At 69.2% G+C, this 20,274-nt stretch carries 19 protein-coding genes; 10 read left to right on the forward strand and 9 right to left on the reverse strand.

All coding sequences use genetic code 11. The features are described from left to right. Positions 1-601: 601 nt before the first annotated feature. Positions 602-1,423: an alpha/beta fold hydrolase gene (locus tag ACKI2N_RS21200; RefSeq protein ID WP_420994925.1), complete on the forward strand. Its 822-nt coding sequence runs from the start codon at positions 602-604 to the stop codon at positions 1,421-1,423. 327 nt (positions 1,424-1,750) lie between these two features. Continuing rightward, a complete protein-coding gene (locus ACKI2N_RS21205) occupies positions 1,751-3,091 on the forward strand; it encodes an Nramp family divalent metal transporter (RefSeq protein WP_420994788.1) in 1,341 nt (446 codons plus the stop codon). Between the two features lie 839 nt (positions 3,092-3,930). Here ACKI2N_RS21205 and ACKI2N_RS21210 read toward each other — a convergent pair. From ACKI2N_RS21210 to ACKI2N_RS21230, 5 genes are all read right to left on the reverse strand, one after another. Next, complete coding sequence (locus ACKI2N_RS21210; protein WP_420994787.1) at positions 3,931-5,109, reverse strand: MFS transporter; 1,179 nt, start codon at positions 5,107-5,109, stop codon at positions 3,931-3,933. 78 nt (positions 5,110-5,187) lie between these two features. Beyond that, complete coding sequence (locus tag ACKI2N_RS21215) at positions 5,188-5,628, reverse strand: GAF domain-containing protein (RefSeq protein ID WP_420994786.1); 441 nt, start codon at positions 5,626-5,628, stop codon at positions 5,188-5,190. Beyond that, positions 5,532-6,089, reverse strand: a complete 558-nt coding sequence (locus ACKI2N_RS21220; protein ID WP_426990929.1) for a HepT-like ribonuclease domain-containing protein — start codon at positions 6,087-6,089, stop codon at positions 5,532-5,534. Before ACKI2N_RS21220 ends, ACKI2N_RS21215 begins: the two co-directional genes overlap by 97 nt. Next, on the reverse strand, positions 6,086-6,280 hold the full coding sequence (locus ACKI2N_RS21225) for a nucleotidyltransferase family protein (RefSeq protein WP_420994921.1): 195 nt from the start codon (positions 6,278-6,280) through the stop codon (positions 6,086-6,088). Before ACKI2N_RS21225 ends, ACKI2N_RS21220 begins: the two co-directional genes overlap by 4 nt. A 72-nt stretch (positions 6,281-6,352) precedes the next feature. Further along, a complete protein-coding gene (locus ACKI2N_RS21230) occupies positions 6,353-7,228 on the reverse strand; it encodes a LysR family transcriptional regulator (RefSeq protein ID WP_420994785.1) in 876 nt (291 codons plus the stop codon). Between the two features lie 203 nt (positions 7,229-7,431). On the opposite strand from ACKI2N_RS21230, the gene eno reads away from it, so the two are divergent. Further along, positions 7,432-8,715 carry a phosphopyruvate hydratase gene (eno, locus tag ACKI2N_RS21235; protein WP_420994784.1) on the forward strand — a complete coding sequence of 428 codons (1,284 nt, stop codon included), beginning with the start codon at positions 7,432-7,434 and terminating at the stop codon, positions 8,713-8,715. Positions 8,716-8,727: 12 nt separating this feature from the next. Here eno and msrA read toward each other — a convergent pair whose 3' ends face one another. The 3 genes from msrA to msrB form a co-directional block, all read right to left on the reverse strand. Next, positions 8,728-9,477 (reverse strand): peptide-methionine (S)-S-oxide reductase MsrA, encoded by a 750-nt coding sequence (gene msrA / locus ACKI2N_RS21240; RefSeq protein WP_420994783.1) that lies wholly within the window; start codon positions 9,475-9,477, stop codon positions 8,728-8,730. Between the two features lie 163 nt (positions 9,478-9,640). Then, positions 9,641-11,443 carry a cytochrome c biogenesis protein DipZ gene (locus ACKI2N_RS21245; RefSeq protein WP_420994782.1) on the reverse strand — a complete coding sequence of 601 codons (1,803 nt, stop codon included), beginning with the start codon at positions 11,441-11,443 and terminating at the stop codon, positions 9,641-9,643. 36 nt (positions 11,444-11,479) lie between these two features. Beyond that, entirely contained in the window at positions 11,480-11,983 is a 504-nt protein-coding gene (gene msrB / locus ACKI2N_RS21250) for a peptide-methionine (R)-S-oxide reductase MsrB (RefSeq protein WP_420994781.1), read from the reverse strand. Positions 11,984-12,168: 185 nt separating this feature from the next. On the opposite strand from msrB, the gene ACKI2N_RS21255 reads away from it, so the two are divergent. After that, a complete protein-coding gene (locus ACKI2N_RS21255) occupies positions 12,169-12,900 on the forward strand; it encodes a response regulator transcription factor (protein ID WP_420994780.1) in 732 nt (243 codons plus the stop codon). Beyond that, entirely contained in the window at positions 12,897-14,450 is a 1,554-nt protein-coding gene (locus ACKI2N_RS21260; RefSeq protein WP_420994779.1) for a HAMP domain-containing sensor histidine kinase, read from the forward strand. Before ACKI2N_RS21255 ends, ACKI2N_RS21260 begins: the two co-directional genes overlap by 4 nt. Here the strand turns inward: ACKI2N_RS21260 and ACKI2N_RS21265 are convergent. Then, a complete protein-coding gene (locus tag ACKI2N_RS21265) occupies positions 14,439-15,215 on the reverse strand; it encodes a GntR family transcriptional regulator (protein WP_420994778.1) in 777 nt (258 codons plus the stop codon). The genes ACKI2N_RS21260 and ACKI2N_RS21265 overlap by 12 nt on opposite strands. Before the next feature lie 195 nt (positions 15,216-15,410). On the opposite strand from ACKI2N_RS21265, the gene ACKI2N_RS21270 reads away from it, so the two are divergent. From ACKI2N_RS21270 to ACKI2N_RS21290, 5 genes are all read left to right on the forward strand, one after another. Continuing rightward, entirely contained in the window at positions 15,411-15,746 is a 336-nt protein-coding gene (locus ACKI2N_RS21270; RefSeq protein WP_420994777.1) for an NIPSNAP family protein, read from the forward strand. Positions 15,747-15,760: 14 nt separating this feature from the next. Continuing rightward, entirely contained in the window at positions 15,761-16,900 is a 1,140-nt protein-coding gene (locus ACKI2N_RS21275; protein ID WP_420994776.1) for a mandelate racemase/muconate lactonizing enzyme family protein, read from the forward strand. Positions 16,901-16,915: 15 nt separating this feature from the next. Next, on the forward strand, positions 16,916-17,914 hold the full coding sequence (locus ACKI2N_RS21280) for a hydroxyacid dehydrogenase (RefSeq protein WP_420994775.1): 999 nt from the start codon (positions 16,916-16,918) through the stop codon (positions 17,912-17,914). Next, positions 17,907-19,061 (forward strand): mandelate racemase/muconate lactonizing enzyme family protein, encoded by a 1,155-nt coding sequence (locus ACKI2N_RS21285; protein ID WP_420994774.1) that lies wholly within the window; start codon positions 17,907-17,909, stop codon positions 19,059-19,061. The genes ACKI2N_RS21280 and ACKI2N_RS21285 overlap by 8 nt, the downstream gene beginning before the upstream one ends. 130 nt (positions 19,062-19,191) lie before the next feature. Then, the gene (locus tag ACKI2N_RS21290; protein WP_420994773.1) at positions 19,192-20,175 is read left to right on the forward strand and encodes a Bug family tripartite tricarboxylate transporter substrate binding protein; all 984 of its coding nucleotides are present in this window, start codon (positions 19,192-19,194) and stop codon (positions 20,173-20,175) included. Positions 20,176-20,274: the final 99 nt, after the last annotated feature.

The following is a 20,274-nucleotide window of genomic DNA, read 5'->3' on the forward strand; positions in this document are numbered from 1 at the left end:
GCAGCGGGTCATTCTACGCCGCCGCCCCGCCGGCCGAGGTGCGCCGCGGTTGGCTTGCGCGGGTTCCCCGCTTCAATCTGTTCGATTATCGATGCGCGCCGGCACCGGCCTCGTGTCCGCGCGGCATCGCCCGGACGGCGCCGCCCGCGTTCGCGCCGGCTGCCAGCCAGCGGATTTTTCGTGGTGTCCCGCGGGCGTTCTCGTACATGCGCGATTCGCCGCCTATGCTCCTAAGGCTGTGCACGTTGTATCGCTGGCCGGCTGCAGCTTGCCGATCGCCATGAACGCGGGAGTCTGTCCGTCCCATGCCGGGGGGCAGGCCACGGCCGAAGATGCCTGGTGCCCTGGTCTTGCCGCTCCGGCAGGGGATTGCGTTCCGCGCCTTTCCTTTCCGCATCGTTTCGCCAAGGAGCATGCAGTGACTACTCAACCAGAAAAAGACCCCGTGCCGTCGCCAGCGCGCCGCAACGTGCTGGTGGCGGGCGCATCCGCCGTCGCCGCCGGCACCCTCTCCACCCTGGCCGCCACGGCGGACGCCGAGGCCGCCACCAGGACGGCGCAGGCTGGCGGCCAGCGCGCGGCCCCGAAAGGAAGCCAGTCCATGGATACCATCGTTACCAGGGACGGTACCCGCATCTACTACAAGGACTGGGGCACCGGCCAGCCCATCGTGTTCCATCACGGCTGGCCGCTCAGCGCGGACGACTGGGACGCGCAGATGCTGTTCTTCGTTTCCAGGGGCTATCGCGTGATCGCGCACGACCGCCGCGGGCACGGCCGCTCCACCCAGACCGCGACCGGCAACGAGATGGACACCTACGCGGCCGACGTGGCCGCGCTGGCCGCGCACCTGGACCTGCGCAACGCGGTGCACGTGGGCCACTCCACCGGCGGCGGCGAGGTGGCCCGCTATGTGGCCCGGCATGGCGCTGGCCGCGTGGCCAAGGCGGTGCTGATCGGCGCGGTGCCGCCGATCATGGTCAAGAGCGCGGCCAACCCGGGCGGCCTGCCGCTCGAAGTGTTCGACGGCTTCCGCGCCCAGCTTGCCGCCAACCGCGCCCAGTTCTACAAGGACGTGCCGACGCCGTTCTACGGCTACAACCGCGAAGGCGCCAAGGTCTCCGAAGGCATCAAGGAAAACTGGTGGCGCCAGGGCATGATGGGCGGCGCCAAGGCCCACTACGACTGCATCAAGGCCTTCTCCGAGACCGACTTCACCGACGACCTGAAGAAGATCGACGTGCCGGTCCTGATCATGCACGGCGACGACGACCAGATCGTGCCGATCGCCGATTCGGCCCTGCTGTCCATCAAGCTGGTCCGCAACGGCACGCTCAAGGTCTACAAGGGATATCCGCACGGCATGTGCACCACCCATCCCGAGGTGATCAACGAAGACCTGCTGGCCTTCATCAAGCAATAGCCAGTGGCCGGGCGATAGCCGGTCGCGGCTTTGCGCTTGCCGCCCGCCCGCGGTTCGGCCGCGGGCGGGCGGCGCCGGCAGAATGGGCCCGCTGCCAAGTGGCGCCTGCCGCACGGGCGGCGCCGCGTGCGCATGCCTTTCAAGGCCATTTCACGGAATAAGTGAACCAAGGTGCGCGTGCGACGGTGCGCGCTCGCTCTCTTTGGTGTATCAAATGAGAGTGATTAGCATTTACAATTGGCGGCAGGGTGCGGCATTGCCCAGAATGAGTCATCAGGCGCGCGAGCCGGCTCCGCCGGCGCGCCAACCACCATGCCAGAGCCAATCATGCCTCCCAGCCCAGACCAGCTTGCCCTTCCCGCCGCGCCCGCGGATGCGCGGCTTGCTCCGAAGCTGCCGCGCCGCGCGGCCTTCCTCGGCGCCGGCGCGCTGGTAGCGGTCGGCTACATGGACCCGGGCAACTGGGCCACCGCCATTTCCGCCGGCGCCAAGTACGGCTACGGGCTGCTCGCGGTGGTGGCCGCGGCCAGCGTGGTGGCCATGCTGCTGCAATGGATCGCCGCGCGCATCGGCGTGGTCACCGGGCGCGACCTCGCCCAGCTCAGCCGCGAGCGCTTCGGCCGGCGCACCGTGATCGGCCTGTGGATTGCCAGCGAGATCGCCATCGTCGCCTGCGACGTGGCCGAAGTGGTCGGCACCGCCGTGGCGCTGCAACTGCTGCTGCATGTGAACCTGTGGGTCGGCGTGCTGCTCTCGGCCGTCGGCACCGTCGCCATGCTGGCCGTGCAGCGCCAGGGCCGGCGCACGCTCGAAGCGCTGGTGGCCGGACTGATCCTGCTGGTGGCGCTGTGCTTCGTCGCCCAGTTGGCGATGGCGCAGCCCGACTGGGCCGCGGTGGCCGGCGGCTTCGCGCCCTCGGCCCAACTGGTGCGCGACGCCGGCATGCTGTGGCTGGCCGCCGGCATCGTCGGCGCTACCGTGATGCCGCACAACCTCTATCTGCACTCGGCGCTGGTCAGCAAGTTCGCGCCGCAGGCGCAGGCCGGGCAGACGGCGGCCGCGCGCGCCCCCCGGGCCGCGGACGCACCCGCCGTGGCGGCCGCGCTGCGCGGCGTCAACCTCGATACCATCGGCTCGCTGACCTTCGCGTTCCTGATCAACGCCGCGCTGCTGATCCTGGCCGCCGCCGCGTTCCACGCCAGCGGCATGACCGAAGTCAGCGACCTCGCCGACGCGCACCGCCTGCTGGACCCGCTGCTGCACTCGCAATGGGCCAGCTTGCTGTTCGCCGGTGCCTTGTTGGCTTGCGGGCTGAACTCCACGCTCACCGGCACGCTGGCCGGGCAGGCGGTGATGGAAGGTTTCCTCAACCTGCGCATCTCGCAGACGCGGCGCGCGCTGCTCACTCGCGGGCTGGCCATCGTGCCGGCGCTGGCCGCGGTGGGGGTGTTCGGGCAGCATGGCTCGGCCGAATTGCTGGTGGCCAGCCAGGTGGTGCTTAGCCTTAGCTTGCCATTGGCGGTGGTGCCGTTGATCCTGTTTGCGTCCAGCCGGGAGTTGATGGGGGTGTGGCGAGTGAAAGGGGTGCCGCTGGCGCTGGCCTGGGTTAGTGGGGGGGTTATTCTTTTTCTTAATGGGGCGTTGCTTTGGCAGGGGGTAGTGGGTTGAATTATTTTGACTTTATTAAAGTCGGATTATTTGTAATTGTAGAGTTATATTAAAGATTGAATTCAAAGTCAAAATCTTAACTTCAAAGTCAAAGTCTTAAAGTCAAAGGCTTTCGCTCCCCCGGAGCGACCTACTTTCTTTTTTCCGAAAAGAAAGTAGGCAAAGAAAGCGGACTGCCTGGCCGGCAGGGGCAGAAACGTTGGGTTTCTGATTGTTGGTGGTTTCGTGGTGGGGTCTGTGGTTCTGCTGGCATCCTGCCGTTACCGGTGCGGGCGGCCGCTAATCTGCGAGTGGTGTTGGTTTCGGGGTCAGACCTATGATGGCTGGCGCACTGCTTGTTCTGCCATCTGCCGTTACCGACTCGAACAACCACGACGTAGCACCCTCGTGGTTTCGTGGTGGGCATGGTGGACCGGAACGCGGGTGTATGAGGCTACGTTTCAAACTGGAGCCACTACGCCCACCACGAAACCAGTGCCGTGCCTATGACGGGCCCATCCGCCCCGGTCGCGGCAGCAGCCTGAACTACCTGGGCCTACGCCATCATGCAGCGCCACCACGAATCCAGCGCCGCTCGCAGAATAGTGGCCGCCAAAACCGGTAACGGCAGGATACCAGCAGAACTACAAACCCCACGACGAAACCATTAACATTAGTAACCCCAATGTTTCTGCCCCTGCCGGCCAGGCAGTCCGCTTTCTTTGCCTACTTTCTTTTCGGAAAAAAGAAAGTAGGTCGCTCCGGGGGAGCGAAAGCCTTTGACTTTGACTTTGACGTTAAGATTTTGACGTTAAGACTTTGAAGTCAAGATTTTTGCGTTGACTCCCAGGCGCGGGCAGTCATCCCCCACCCGCCACATCCATCAAACGCGCTTCCCGCCCCCGCAACACCAGCGCCGCTCCCAACCCCACCGCGCACATCGCCGCCGTGAGCAGGAATGCTCGCCCGCCCACGCTGGCGAACAGGAAGCTCCCCGCGAACACGCAGGCCGCCGTCAGCAGGCCGGTGCAGGCCGCGTAGAGCCCTGTGCCGCTGGAGAGCACGTGCGCCGGCACGCGCGTGCGCACGTACTGTGCCGCGCCCAATTGCGTGAAGCCTAGCGTGGCGCCTTGCAGCAGTTGGGCGAGCATGGCCACGCCAGGGGTCTGCGCCAGGCCGGTCAGCGACCAGCGCAGCACGCCCGCGGCGCAGGCCAGCGCGATCAGTGCCGGTGGCGAGATGCGCGCGGCCAGCAGCGAGCCGAAGGTGAACGCCGTGATCTCGGCCAGCACGCCCAGGGCCCACAGGTAGCCGATGGTCGAGGCGGAAAATCCCACGCTTTTCCAGTACAGCGCGCTGTAGCTGTAGAAGAAGCCGTGGCACGCCTGGGAGACGGCCGCGCTGGCCAGGAACAGGGAGAAGCCCGGCACTTGCAGCACCTGCAGCAGCGGCCCTTTGACCGCGTGGCGCACGGCGATGTTGTCATTGGGCAGCATCAGCGCCAGGATGCCTTGCCCGAGGTAGGTCACCAGGAAGGCGATAGCGATCACTTCGGTGCCGGCGCGGTCCACCAGCCAGCCCAGCACCACCGACACCGCCACCACCGACATCGAGCCCGCGCTGCGCAGCCGGCCGAAATCGAGGCCGTAGCGCGGCACGCCGGCCAGCGCCATCGATTCGCTCAGCGGGATCAGGCTGGCCGAGAAGGCCTTGGTGGCGAGGAACACCAGCAGCACGCCGACGAAGCCCTCGGCGCTGAACAGCAGCCCGGTGCTGAGCACGGAGCCGCCCACCAGCGCCAGCAGGATGGCCTTGCGGCTGCGGTACTGGTCGGCGATGGCGCCCACCGCCGGATTGACCAGCACCGCCAGCGCGGCGCCGAGCGCCATCACCAGCCCGGTCTGCCGGTCGTCCAGGCCCTGCGCGCGAATCCACAGCGGGAAGAAGCTGATGGTGATGGCGACCGGCGCGTACAGCGCGATGTAGTAGAGATAGAACGCGGCGACGGGGTGGCGGGTGCCGGCGGTTTGGGTGGTCACGGATGGATGGCGGATCGGTGCTTGTTGTTGTTCGACGGCGCGGCCAGCATGGCCGGTCGCGCCGCTACCGGCAGCGGGTCAGGCGCGCGACCAGCCCAGTTCCACGAAGACCCGGCACAGCGCTTCCATGCCGGCGGCGTCCTCGTCGTCGAAGCGGCCCGCGACCGGGCTGTCCACGTCCCACACGCCGATCAGCGTGCCGTCGGCGGCAACCAGCGGCACCACGATTTCCGATTGCGAGGCGGCGTCGCAGGCGATATGCCCGGCAAACGCGTGCACGTCGGGCACGACCTGGGTGGCGCGGGTCTGCGCGGCGGTGCCGCACACGCCCCGGCCCAGCGCGATGCGCACGCAGGCCGGCTTGCCCTGGAACGGCCCCACCACCAGTTCCTGGCCGTCATGGAAATAGAAGCCGGCCCAGTTCAGGTCTTGCAGCGAGTGATAGACCAGCGCCGAGAAATTGGCGGCATTGGCGATGCGGTCGGTCTCGTCGGCCAGCAGCGCGCGGGCCTGCGCCACCAGTTCCTGGTATTGCGCGGACTTGGATTGCGGGGTGGGGTTGGTGGGGAGGTGGAACATGGCGGTTGGAATGAGAGCGGAAAGAGGCTGCGCCATTGTCTCATTCCCGCGTTCCGGGCGGTGTTTTCCACTTGCCGGCGCAGCCCGGGAAGGTCGTTCTGGAGGGTTTTCCACACAATTTCCAGATCGACCGCGAAATAGCCGTGTGCCACCGCATTGCGCATCTGATAGGCGAAGGCCAGCGGCAACTCAGGATGCGCCGCCGCGAATTCCGGATCGTGGTCCTTGATGTTGTGGCTCGCGTCTCCGATGATCTCGATGTTGCGGACTACCGCGTCCTGCGCCATTTCGTTCGCAAGGAACGCCATCTCGTTCATCCCCTTCGTGTAGCGGGCAATCCGGTCGATGGCTTGCGGAACGTGCTCCAGATAATCGGCCAGCCGTTGCTTGTCCCGGCTCATACCGGCACCGCCTCGGCAAGCACGATGTCCCGGAATTTCTCCGGCAGCGCCTTCGGCGTCAGCACGTCGACGGGCACGCCCAGCAGTTGAAGCAATTCGTGCCTGATGGCGCCGATATCGAACAGTGTCGTCTCCGGTGTCGGGTCGACCAGGATATCGAGGTCGCCGCCTTCCGCATCTTCGCCGCGGATGACCGAACCAAAGACGCGTGCATTGCGGGCCCGGTGGGATTCCTATAGCGAACCGGCGCGCGACTCGAAGCCTCATGATCCGCCTTCCTCCCCCTGCGCCCCCAACGTCTCCCGCAGCCATCCGATGAACACATCCATGTCCCGCGGCAGTTCGCGCGCGGCCGGCACCGCCATCAGGCCGCCGGCGAAGCGCGCGAAGCCGTGCGGCGCGACGAGCTGGCCGTCGCGCAGTTCCTTGTGGATCAGGCGTTGCTCGACCAGCGCCACGCCGGCGCCGGCGAGCGCGGCTTCGATGCACAGGTGGGTGTGCGGGAAGGTCAGCTCGCCGCCGTGCGCGATGGATTTGCCCGACAGTTGCTGCCACTGGTCCCAGGCGCTGGAGGTGAAGTCGTGGGCGATGCGCACGGCCGCGCGCAGCGGGGTCTTGTAGGCCGGCGCGCGCACCGGGCCGAAGGTGGCCGGCGCGAGGTAGAGCGCGCGCTTGCGGTCGGCCTCGGCGTAGGCGCTGAGGTCCCAGGCGATCACCACGTCGGCGCCCTCGGTGCGCATCTCGCGCGCGGAGGTCATGGACAGGCGGATGCGGATGTCGGGCCGCAGGCGGTAGAAGTCCACCAGGTGGGGCACCAGCCAGCGCATGGCGAAGGTGGCGCTGCAGGCCACGTGCAGGCTGGGGCCGCGCGCCTGGTCGAGCAGGCGGCCGTAGCCTTGCTCGAGCTGGTCGAACACGGCGCGCACCACGTCGTACATGGCCTGGCCGCGCGCGTTCAGGCGCACGCCGGTGCCGTCCTTGTCGAACAGCGTGGTGCCGGCGTGTTCCTGCAACTGGCGCAGCTGGCGGCTGACGGCGCCGTGCGTGCGGCACAGCTCATCGGCCGCGCGGGTGATGGAGCCGGTGCGCGCGGTGGCTTCGAAGGCGCGCAGCGTGGACATCGGGGGCAGGGTCCGCATGGGCGTGAATATGCAAAAAACTGACGAATCCGGAAGAATAACTCGGTTTTGCCGGCGTCTCTTCCGCCCTAACATGCCATCCATCGATCGCATTGCGGCCCACGGGTGCGCTTCTCCCACGCGGCGGGACATCCGCCAGCGTGAGGATTGCTCACGGAGCCGCGGCGTCGCAAACGGTTTCTTTCAGGCAACGGAGCGGCAGGATGAGCGAGATCAGGCAGGTGCAGGGATACGAGGTGCTGGACAGCCGTGGCAATCCCACGGTGGAGGTGGAGGTCACGCTGGCGGACGGCGCGGCGGGCCGGGCGACGGTGCCTTCGGGCGCGTCCACCGGCGCGCGCGAGGCGGTGGAGCTGCGCGACGGCGATCCGGCGCGCTACCTGGGCAAGGGCGTGAGCCGCGCGGTGGCGGCCGTGAATACCGAGCTGCGCGCGGCGCTGGCCGGCGTGGATGCGCGCGACCAGCGCCGCGTCGACGGCATCATGGCCGCGCTGGACGGCACGCCGGACAAGGGCAGGCTCGGCGCCAACGCGCTGCTGGGCGTGTCGCTGGCGACGGCGCACGCGGCGGCGGCGTCGGGCCGGCAGCCGCTGTTCGCGCATCTCGGCGGGCCGCAAGCCAACGTGCTGCCGGTGCCGATGATCAACATCATCAACGGCGGCGCGCACGCGGACAATGCCATCGACTTCCAGGAATTCATGATCGTGCCGGTGGGCGCGCCGGGCTTTGCCGAAGGCGTGCGCATGGCGTCGGAGATCTTCCACACGCTGCGGCTGGACCTGAAGGCGGCGGGCTTCAACACCAACGTGGGCGACGAGGGCGGCTTCGCGCCGGACCTGCGCGCGGCGGACGAAGCGCTGGACTTCATCCTGCGCGCGGTGGAGCGCGCGGGCTACCGCGCCGGCACGGACGTGGCGCTGGCCATCGATCCCGCCGCCAGCGAGTTCCACCAGAACGGCAGCTACGTCTATCGCGGCGAGGGCGTGACGCGCAGCGCCGAGGCGCAGGTGGATTACCTGGCGGGGCTGGTGGCGCGCTACCCGATCATCTCGATCGAGGACGGCATGGCCGAGGACGACCTGGACGGCTGGAAGCTGCTGACCGCGCGGCTGGGCAGCCGCTGCCAGCTGGTGGGCGACGACGTGTTCTGCACCAATGCCGCGCTGCTGCGGCAGGGCATCGAGGCCGGCGTCGCCAATGCGATCCTGGTCAAGGCCAACCAGATCGGCACGCTGACCGAGACGCTGGATACGGTGGGCGTGGCGCGGGCGGCCGGCTACGCGGCGGTGATCTCGCACCGCTCCGGCGAGACCGAGGACACCAGCATCGCCGACCTGGCGGTAGCGACCGGCTGCGGGCAGATCAAGACCGGCTCGGTGTCGCGCTCGGACCGCACCGCCAAGTACAACCAGCTCATCCGCATCGAGCGCGCGCTCGGCGCGCGGGCGCGCTATGCCGGCGCCGCCGCGTTCAGGCCCAGGGGCTGAGGCGGCAGCGCTTCAGTCGGCCGCCCCTTGGCTGGCCGCCACCTTCAGCAGCACCGGGTCGTTGCGGTACAGGTCGGGGAACATCTGCTTGAGATAGCCGATCTTGGGCATGTCGTTGACCACGATGTACGGATGGGCCGGATGCAGCGTGAGGAAGTTCTGGTGGTAGGCCTCGGCCGGGTAGAAGGCCTTGTAGTCTTCCACGCGCGTGACGATGGGGCCGGAGAACACATGCGCCTTGCCGAGCTGCGCGATGTAGGCCTGCGCCACGCTGCGCTGCTCGGCCGTGAGCGGGAACACGGCCGAGCGGTATTGCGTGCCGTGGTCCGGGCCCTGGTAGTTGAGCTGGGTCGGGTTGTGCGCCACCGAGAAGAAGACCTGCAGCAGGCGGCCGTAGCTGACCTGGGTTGGGTCGAAGGTGACCTGCACCGATTCGGCATGGCCGGTGTTGCCGCCGCTCACGGTCTCGTACTGCGCGGTGCTGGCCGCGCCGCCGGCATAGCCGGAGGTGACCTGCTTGACGCCGCGCACATGCTGGAACACGCCTTGCACGCCCCAGAAGCAGCCGCCGGCGAAGACCGCGGTCTCGGTCTGCGCGGCGGGTTTCTCGTCCTGGGCGGGCGGCGGGATCTTGACGGCGTCCTCGGCGGAGTTGGCGCTCTGCCAGGCCACCAGGCCCGCGGCCAGCAGGAGCGCGCCGGCAAGCCTGGCCCCGGCCGAGCGCGTCAGGCGGGAGAAGAAGGTGGTCGATTGCGTGGGCATGATGGACTGTCCTTGGTGAGATCGGGTTGCTCGTCAAATTGGCTGGCTGCTTGTTGTCTCCCCTCTCCCATTGCATGGGAGAGGGGAGCAAACCGGTGGCAGTCAGAGCCGCATCGGTGGTGCGGTGATTCGTGCCTGTGTCCTCTGCGTTTGCATGGTGGAATCAGCCGAACGTAAAGGCATACGCCTCCACGCCCGGGTCCAGGAATTCGATGGAGAACGTATGGTCGGCGACCTTGCCGGGCTGCCGCACGAGCTGATACAGCCGCTGTTCGGTGACCGTGCCGCTGCCGTCCGCCGCCACGTCGGTGCCGCGCGCGTCGCCCGGCGCGGCGCCGTCGATGCTGACGCGGAAGCGCACCGGCTTGCCGTCCTTGCCCGGCCCCAGCACCAGGTGCAGGTCGCGCGCATGGAAGCGGTACACGATGCGGCCGTCCTTGCCGGCCAGCGTGGCGTGCTCCGCGCCGACCTGCCAGTCGCCGGCCAGGCCCCAGTCATTGAGCGCGGGCCGGGCCGGCGCGGCGTAGGTGCGCGGCTGGTCCCGCGACTGGCCGCCCGGCGAGGCGAAGTTCCCGGCGCGCTCGTAGCCGATATAGGTCTCGCCCGACTGCACGTCGGCCTTGTCGGAGGCCATCTGCACGCCTTGCTCGGGCGCGGCGCCGATGCCGGCGGCGACCTTGGCCGCGCCGGCGTGGCCGGCCTCGGCCAGCAGTTGCCGGATCACCTGCTCGGAGTGGGCATAGTCGCCTTCGCCGAAATGGTGGAAGCGGATCTGGCCCTTCGCGTCGATGAAATAGTGCGCCGGCCAGTACTGGTTGTCGAAGGCGCGCCAGATGGCGTAGTTGTTGTCGATGGCCACCGGGTAGTCGATGCCGAGGTCGTGCACGGCCTTCTGCACATTGCCGACGTTGCGCTCGAAGGCGAACTCGGGCGCGTGCACGCCGATCACCACCAGCCCCTGGTCGCGGTACTTCTGCGCCCACGCCTTGACGTAGGGCAGGCTGCGCAGGCAGTTGATGCAGGAGTAGGTCCAGAAGTCCACCAGCACCACCTTGCCGCGCAGCGCTTCGGCGGTGAGCGGCGGGGAGTTCAGCCACTGCACCGCGCCGGCCAGCGCGGGCAACTGGCCTTCGACCGGCAGCGCCGGCGCGGCGTCCGTGCTGACAGCGCGCATCATGGTGTTGGAGGCCGCCATCATGGCCGGGCCGCCGGCCGCGCCGCCCGCCGGGATGACCGGCGCGGGGTTGCCCGCCAGCCGGTCCACCAGGTGCTGCTCGATGCCGCCGGTGGCCACGGTCGACACGCGCGCCAGCACGCCGGTGTCCAGCCCCAGCGCGATGGCCACCACGCCCAGCAGCATGGCCGCGCCGATGCCGCGCCGCACCCACTCGCCGGCGCCCAGCGAGCGCTTCATCGCGCTGAACACGCGCCCGCCGATCAGCAGGGCCACCGCCAGCGAGGTGGCCGCGCCGGCGGCGTACGCCACCAGCAGCAGGGTGGTGCCCACGCTGGCGCCGCGCAGCGCGGCGCCGGTCAGCACGAGGCCGAGGATGGGGCCGGCGCATGGCGCCCACAGCAGGCCGGTGGCGATGCCGAGCAGGAAGGACGAGCCGGGGCGCGCCTGCCCGCCGGCCTGCGCGAAAGCCGACAGGCGGCTGCCGGCGCTGACCAGCGGGTGCATGAGCCGCTCCGCCAGCCGCGGCAGCAGCAGCGTCAGGCCGAATACGGCGAGCAGGGCGATGGCGAGCCAGCGGCCATACTGGTTGGCTTGCGCGACCCAGCCGCCGCCCACGGCGGCCAGCGTGGCCACGGCGGCGAAGGTCAGGCCCATGCCGGCCAGCAGCGGCAGGCCGCTGCGCACGAAGGGCTGGTCCGCGCGCGCGAACACGAACGGCAGCACGGGCAGGATGCACGGGCTCAGGATGGTGAGCGCGCCGCCGAGGTAGGCGAGTACGATGAGGAGCATGGCGTGGTCTTGGTGTGGTGGCAGCGGGCCGGCGCGTCAGGCCGCCTGCGGGCGGAAGGTCATCGCCAGGCCGTTCATGCAGTAGCGCAGGCCGGTGGGCCTGGGGCCGTCGTCGAACACGTGGCCGAGGTGGCCGCCGCAGCGGCGGCAGTGCACTTCCGTGCGCGTCACGCCGAAGCTGCGGTCCTCCGTGGTGCCCACGGCGTGCTCCAGCGGCGCCCAGAAGCTGGGCCAGCCGGTGTGGCTGTCGAACTTGGTGCGCGAGGAGAACAGGTCGAGCTGGCAGCCGGCGCAGGCGAACACGCCGGCGCGGTGCTCGTCGTTCAGCGGGCTGCTGTAAGGGCGTTCGGTGCCTTCGTGGCGCAGCACGTCGTACTGGGCCGGGGTCAGCAACTGGCGCCACTGCGCGTCGGTCTTCACGACCTCGAAGACTTCGGCCGGCTTGCCCGCGCCGGCCGCCAGGGCGCGCCACCCGCCTGTCACGGCAAGCGCCGCCACGGCCGCGCCGCCCGAAAGTAGAAAGCGCCTTCTGCTGCCCATGATGCACTCCTTGCGTGGGTTCCACGAATCGATGGACGCATCGTATGGCCGGCGCGATCCCGGAGTCCTCACGAAAGGTTAAATTAAATGTGATAACTCGGCGGCGCGGAATTCTGCACAATGGCTGCGCGGGCCCGATCCGTCTTTGCCACCCTGCCACCCTGCCACCGCTTCCTTCGCTGCCCATGGACCATCCCAAGCGCATCCTGATCGTCGAAGACGATGTCGACATCGCCAACGTGCTCAGCCTGCACTTGCGCGACGAGCGCTACGAAGTCGTGCACAGCGCCGACGGCAACGAGGGCCTGCGCCTGCTGGAGCAGGGCAACTGGGACGCGCTCGTCCTCGACCTGATGCTGCCCGGCGTGGACGGGCTGGAGATCTGCCGGCGCGCCCGCGCGATGGCGCGCTACACGCCCATCATCATCACCAGCGCGCGCTCCAGCGAAGTGCACCGCATCCTAGGGCTGGAGCTGGGCGCCGACGACTACCTCGCCAAGCCGTTCTCGGTGCTGGAACTGGTGGCGCGCGTCAAGGCGCTGCTGCGCCGGGTGGACGCGCTGGCCCGCGACCTGCGCGTGGACGCGGGCAGCCTGGTGCTGGGCGGGCTGTCGATCGACCCGATCGCGCGCGAGGCCACCGTGGACGGGCGGCGCATCGAGCTGACGCCGCGCGAGTTCGACCTGCTGTACTTCTTCGCCCGCCACCCGGGCAAGGTGTTCTCGCGCATGGACCTGCTCAACGCCGTGTGGGGCTACCAGCACGAAGGCTACGAGCACACCGTCAACACCCACATCAACCGGCTGCGCACCAAGATCGAGGCCGATCCGGCGCAGCCCGGCCGCATCCTCACGGTGTGGGGGCACGGCTACAAGCTGGCGGCCGGGCCTGCCGGCGCGCCGGGAGACCCGACATGAACACCCTCACCGAGGCCGGGGCGGAAACCGCCGCCACCGGCGCCGCCCAGGAGCGGCCCGCGCGCCGCGGCCCGCGCTTCGGCCTCACGCTCACGCAGCGCCTGTCGCTGGTGTTCTCGGTGCTGCTGCTGGCCTGCTGCGGCGCCTCGGCGTGGCTGCAGATCCGCTCCAACGACATGCACGAGAAAGAGGTGATCCAGGACCTCTCGCGCGGGCTGGCCGCGCATATCGCGCGCAACGCGGTGCTGATGGATGCCAGCGGCCTCAAGCCCGAGGCGCTGCGCCAGTTGTTCGGCCAGTTGATGGTGGTGAACCCGAGCGTGGAGGTCTACCTGCTCGACGGGCAGGGGCATATCGTGGGCCACGACGCGCCGGCCGGGCGCCTGCAGCGCGAGCAGGTGGACCTGCGGCCGGTGCGCCGCCTGCTGGCCGGCGGCGCGCTGCCCATCCTCGGCGACGACCCGCGCAGCGCCACCGGCCGCAAGGTGTTCAGCGCCGCGCCGCTGCGCTCGGGCGGCTATATCTACGTGGTGCTGCTGGGCGAGACGCACGACGAGCTGGCCGCGCGCGTGGCGGCCAGCTCGGTGCTGCGCACCACGCTGTGGTCGATGGCGCTGGTGGCGGCGCTGGGCCTGCTGGCGGGGCTGGTGGCCTTCGGCCTGATCACGCGGCCGCTGCGCCGGCTGACCGAAGCCATGCGGCGCTTCAATGCCGACGCCGACCCGCAAACCGCGCCCGCGGCGCAGCCGGGCCTGCTGCGCGCGTCCGCCGCGGGCAGCCGCGACGAGATCGCCGCGCTCGAAGCCGCGTTCGCGCAGATGGCCGGCCGCATCGCCGAGCAATGGCGCGCCTTGACCAAGCAGGACCAGGAGCGGCGCGAGCTGGTGGCCAATATCTCGCATGACCTGCGCACGCCGCTGACCTCGCTGCAGGGCTACCTGGAAACGCTGTCGCTCAAGGCCGACACGCTGGGCGAGGCCGAGCGCCGCCGCTACCTCGCCATCGCGCTGGCGCAGAGCGTGAAGGTGGGACGGCTGGCGCAGTCGCTGTTCGAGCTGGCGCGGCTGGAGCACGGCATCGTGCAGCCCGTGCCGGAGGCGTTCTCGCTGGCGGACCTGCTGCAGGACGTGTTCCAGAAATTCGAGCTGCCGGCCGAGGCGCGCCAGGTGCAGTTGCGCGCCGGCATTCCGCAGCGGCTGCCCGCCGTGATGGCCGATCTCGGCATGATCGAGCGCGTGCTGACCAACCTGCTGGACAACGCCATCCGCCATACGCCCGCGCAGGGCGCCGTCGACGTCGACCTTGCGGTGGGCGACGGCAAGGTGTCGGTCACGGTGAGCGATACCGGGCCCGGCATCGCGCCGGCCTTGCGCGAGCGCCTGTTCCAGCGTGCCTTCAGCGCGGGCGCGCACCGCGGCGGCGGGCTGGGCCTGCTGATCGTGCAGCGCATGCTGCAGCTGCACCGCAGCCAGATCCGCCTGCTCGAGCGCGAAGGCGCGGGCGCGGCGTTCCGCTTCGAGCTGCCGGTGGCGGGGCGCTCAGCTGGATAGCAGCAGCCGGCGCGGGTTTGGCGGGATCGCGATGGTCTGGAAATAGACCGCGTCGCCGCGCTTGTCGAACGCGCGGATCTCCAGCGTCGCGCCCGCGGTGCCCGGCTTGACGCCGATGGCGCGGCACGCGGCGGCCGGGAAGACGCCGACCGTCAGCGTCTCGGAAAAGCGCGTGACCGCCTGGCGGGCCTTACGGGCGAGGAATTCCTTCAGGTTGATGCCGTTGAGCGCTTCGACCGGCTCCTCCTCCAGTTCCGGAAAGCGGCCCTGCACCACGTAGAAGCTGGTGAACAGGTCGAACTCGTTGTTGACCGAGAAGATGCGGTCCACCCGGTGCCAGGCGGCGCCGGGCAGGTGCGCCGACCACGGGCCGCTCTCGGTGACGGTCTGCTTGCCGATGGCGTGGGAGAAGATCGGCAGGATCTCGCCGCTGCCTTCGTCGAGGAAGCGGCAGTGATAGAACGGCGCCGTCATCGGCCGCTCGCCGGCGGCCACGAAGGTGCCGGAGCCCTGCCGCCGCACCACCAGCCCGTCTTCCGCGAGGTTGGCCAGCGCGCGCTGCACGGTGCCCAGGCTGAAGCCGCTGATCTGCGCCAGGGTTTCCTCGGCGGGCAGCTTGTCGCCGCCGCGCAGGCGCGTGTCGTCGATCGCGTCGGACACCGCGTCGCGCAGTTGCAGGTATTTCGGCAGGCCGGAGCGCTCCCGCGTCCGCAGCGTCTCGGGCAGCCATTGCGCGATGGCGTCCACGCCAGGTGCTTCCATCATCTCTTTTTCCTCTTCTTCACGGCCGTCCCGCCGGGCTTGCCCCGCAGCGCCCGGCGCGTCCCGTCCAAACGGTCCTTTGACAGTCGCGTCTCAGTGTCTATACTAGCAGCACTGTAGTCCTATATAGGTTTATAGTTTAAACAGACTTCGCGCGCAGCACCGCCTAGAACCGACGCGAAGGCAAAGGAGACGACGATGATTGTGGAAGAGCGGGTCTATACCTGCTACTGCGGCAAGGCGCAGACCTACGTGAAGATGTACGAGGCCGAAGGCCTCGCCATCCAGCGCCCCATCCTTGGCCACCTGCTGGGCTACTTCACCAGCGAACTGGGCACGCTCAACCAGGTGGTGCACCTGTGGGCCTACCAGGACCTGGAAGACCGCGCCGCCCGGCGCGCGCGCCTGCTCGCCGATCCCGCCTGGCAGGCCTACGCCGCCAAGGTGCAGCCGCTGGTGCTGACCCAGGAGAACAAGATCCTGGTGCCGGCCGCGTTTTCCCCCTGGGCCAAAGAGCCCGCCCACCTGTCCTGAGCCAAAGACCGATCATGAAAATTACCGATGTCATCACGCACCAGCTGCTGGTGAACGTGGACGAGCCCTTCACCTCCTCGCGCGGCTGGTACTACAAGACCAAGGGCGCGCTGGTGGTGGAGATCGTGACCGACGAGGGCATCGTCGGCTGGGGCGACTGCTACGGACCGGCGGCGGTGAACCGCGCCATCGTCGAGACCGTGCTGCGCGCCGCCGTGATCGGGCGCGACCCGTTCGATGTCGAGGTGATCTGGGAAGAGCTGTACAACAAGGTCAAGGACTACGGCATGACCGGGATGAACATCTCGGCCATCAGCGGCATCGACATCGCGCTGTGGGACATCATCGGCAAGGCCTGCGGCAAGCCCGTCCACAAGCTGATCGGCGGCGCCTTCCGCACCGAGCTGCAGGCCTATGCCACCGGCCTGTACTTCCGCGACATGAACCGCCTGGTGGAAGACGCCGTGGAAGAAGCGCAGGGCTACGTGGAGCAGGGCTTCGGCGCGATCAAGATGAAGATCGGCCTGGGCTCCATCCACAAGGACCTGGAGCGCGTGGCGGCCGTGCGCGACGCCATCGGCCCCAGGGTGCAGCTGATGGTGGACGCCAACCACTGCTTCACCGTGCCGCAGGCCATCAACATCGGCCGCGAGCTGGAGAAGCTCGACGTGCACTGGTTCGAGGAGCCGATCTCGCCGGAAGACGTGGACGGCTACGTGGAGGTGTCGCGCCGGCTGGACATGGCGATCGCCGGCGGCGAGAACGAGTTCACCAAGTTCAGCTTCCGCCATATCCTGGAAAAGCGCGCGATGGACATCGTGCAGCCGGACGTGTGCGCGGCCGGCGGCATCACCGAGTGCAAGAAGATCGCCACGCTGGCGCAGGCGCATTCGGTGCAGTGCGTGCCGCACGCGTGGGGCACGGCCATCGGGCTGGCGGCCACCATGCACTTCCTGGCCTCGCTGCCGAACTGCCCGCCCTGCCTGGTGCCGGTGCACCCGATGCTGGAGTACGAGCAGACCTTCAACCCGTTCCGCGACGAGCTCAGCACTACGCGGCTCACGCATACGCGCGGCATCGTCACGGTGCCGACCGGGCCGGGGCTGGGCATCGAGATCGACCGCGAAGTCCTGCGCAAGTATCGTGTCGCCTGAGGCGGGAGAACGCACATGACGCGACCTGTCATCCTTTGCACGCTGCCGATGCACGCATCCGGCGCCGCCCTGCTGGCGCCGGTGGCGGAGCTGGTGGTGGCGCCCGACACCGGCGCCGACACGCTGCGCCGCATGGTGCGCGACGCGGACTACCTGCTGGTGCGCAGCCACCTGCCCGCCGACCTGTTCGACGGCGCGCCCCGGCTCAAGGGCGTGGTGCGCAACGGCACCGGGCTCGACATGATTCCGGTCGAGGCAGCCACCGCGCTGGGCATCCCCGTGGCCAACGTGCCCGGCGCCAACGCGCAGGCGGTGGCCGAATACTGCATCGGCGCCTTCCTCGCGCTGGCGCGGCGCTTCGGCGCGATGGACGCAGCCCTGCGCGGCGCGGGCTGGGCCGAGGCGCGCGCGCTCAGCGCGCCGACCGTCGAGCTGGCGGGCAAGACGGCGGGCATCGTCGGCCTGGGCAATATCGGCGGCCGGCTGGCGCGCATCTGCGCCGAGGCGTTCGGCATGACCGTGCTGGCAAGCCAGCCCGGCGAGGCCAGCCTGCCGGCGTTCGCCACGCGGGCCACGCTGGACGACCTGCTGCGGCAAAGCGATTTTGTCTCTCTGAACTGCCCGCTGACGCCGCAGACCCATCACCTGCTCGACGAGGCGCGGCTGCGCGCGATGAAGCCGACCGCCTTCCTGGTCAATGCCGCGCGCGGCGAGGTGGTCGACGAGGCCGCGCTGGCGCGGGCGCTGGGCGAACGGTGGATCGCCGGCGCCGCGCTCGACGTGTTCGCGCGGCAGCCGCTGGCGCGCGCGCATCCGCTGCTGGCGCTCGACAACGTGATCCTCACCCCGCACGCGGCGTCGCTGACGCAGGAGAGTTCGGAGAAGATGAGCACGGGCGCGGCCCGCCAGCTGCTGCAGCTCATGGCCGGCGAGCGTCCGGAGTTCCTGGTCAACCCGCAGGCCTGGGACGGCCATGCCAGCCGCCGCCACGCCATGGAGGTGCAACGTGCTTAATACGCAATCGAGCCTGAAGATCGCCAGCGTGGAGGGGTTTGCCACCTCGTTCCCGGTCAAGCAGGGCGTGACCCTCGGCATCGGGCGCGCGGTCAAGCGCGATGCGCTGATCGTCAAGGTGACCACCGAGGGCGGGCTGGTGGGCTGGGGCGAATCGCACCACGGCCGCTGCCCGGGCGCGATCGCCCAGCTGATCAACACCACGCTGCGCCAACTGGTGACGGGCATGGAGGCGCACGACGTGGTGGGCGTGTGGGCGCGCATCTACGCGCGCCAGCTTGCCAGCCACGGCATGGGCACGGCGTGCGCGCTGGCCATGAGCGGCATCGACCAGGCGCTGTGGGACATCCGCGGCAAGGCGGTGGGCTGGCCGCTGTACAAGCTGCTGGGCGGCAGCCGCAAGCCGGTGCCGGCCTATGCCGGCGGCATCTCGCTCGGCTTCCAGCCGCCGGCCGCGCTGGTGGACGAGGTGGCGGCGCTGCGCGCGCAGGGCTACCGCGCGGTGAAGCTGCGCTTCGGCGACAGCGTGGCGCGCGACGTGGAGCGCCTGGAAGCGATCCGCCAGGCCTTCGGCGCCGAGCTGAAGATCATGGTGGACGCCAACACCGGCTACCGGCTCGACGACGTGCGCCGCGTGATGCCGGCGCTGGTGGCGATGGACGTGGCGTGGCTGGAAGAACCGTTCCCGCCGCAGGACTACCGCGACTACCGCCACGCCGCCGCGCTGGGCGGCGTGCCGCTGGCCGCCGGCGAGAACCACTACACGCGCTTCGAGTTCAACCGGCTGATCCGCGAGGAATCGGTGCAGATATTGCAGCCCGACCTGTCCAAGACCGGCGGCATCACCGAAGGCCTGCGCATCGCCGCGATGGCGTCGGGCGAGAAGCTCGCCATCCATCCGCACACTTCCGCCAGCGGGCTGAACATGGCGGCCAGCATCCACTTGCTGTCCGCGATCGAGAATGCCGGCTACTTCGAGGCCGACGTGGCCCGCGAGAACCTGTTCCGCGACCAGCTCACCACGCGGCCGGACCTGCTCGACGAGCACGGCAACGTCATGCCGGGCGAGGCGCCGGGGCTGGGCATCGAGGTGGACGAGGATTTCCTGCGCGCGCATCCGGTGATCGAAGGGCCGGCCTATGTGTAGGGGAGCGGGCTAGCCGCCGCGCGGTCGCCGCTCCCGCGCGTCGCTCTCATGCGCCGCGCCCGTGCGTCGCGCCCGTGCCTCAATCCGGTGCGGCAATGCAGGACAACATAACTACAGACAGGAGACAGACATGTACATCAGGACGCTACTGGCAGCCGCGGCCGCCATCGCGCTGGCCGCGCCGCTCACGGCTTCGGCACAGCCGCAGGCGCAGGATTTCCCGCGCAAGCCGATCCGCATCATCGTGCCCTACGTGGCCGGCGGCAGCACCGACCTGCTGGCGCGCCTGGTCGGGCAGAAGCTGACCGAGAAATGGGGCCAGCCGGTGGTGGTGGAGAACCGCCCGGGCGCCAACGGCATGGTCGGCATGGAGTTCGTGGCCAAGGCGCCGCCGGACGGCTACACGCTCGGCATCGCCTCGCCCGGCACGCACGCGGCCAACGCCAGCCTCTACAAGAACGTGCCCTACGACACGGTGCGCGACTTCACGCCGATCACGCTGGCCGTCAACGCGCCGATGCTGCTGGTGGCGAACCCGCAGCTCAAGGTCAAGAGCGTGCGCGAGCTGATCGCGCTGGCCAAAGCGCACCCGGACAGCATCAGCTACGCCTCGGGCGGCAGCGGCTCGTCCCAGCACCTGGCGATGGAGCAGTTCATGTACATGGCCGGCATCAAGATGGTCCACGTGCCTTACAAAGGCTCGTCCAATTCCTATACCGACCTGCTCGGCGGGCGCGTCTCGGTGGAATTCGACGTGCTGCCCACGGCCACGCCGCACACCCGCAGCGGCAAGCTGCTGGCGCTGGCGACGGCGGCCGACAAGCCGCTGCCGCAGATGCCCGACGTGCCCACGGTGGCGTCGTCCGGCGTGCCGGGCTTCACGGCCTCGTCGTGGTACGGCTTCGTCGGGCCGGCGGGCATGCCGAAGGACATACTCGCCAAGCTCAACACCGAGATCGTGGCCGCGCTGCGCCAGCCGTCGTCGGTCGAGACGCTGGAGAAAGCCGGCCTGCAGGTGGTGGCCGGCACCCCCGAGCAGTTCGCCGCGCATATCAAGTCGGAGATGGACAAGGCCGCCAAGATCATCGCCGAGGCGCATATCCAGCCGGACTGAGGGGAGCCGTGGGTGGCTGATGATCTGCATCAAGGGCGCGCGGCGGGCATCTGCGGATAATGAAATTCGCGATTCCCGCCGGAGTTGCCGCCGGGTTCC

Origin of the sequence: Cupriavidus sp. 30B13 (assembly GCF_049059565.2) — a bacterium.
Classification (GTDB): domain Bacteria; phylum Pseudomonadota; class Gammaproteobacteria; order Burkholderiales; family Burkholderiaceae; genus Cupriavidus.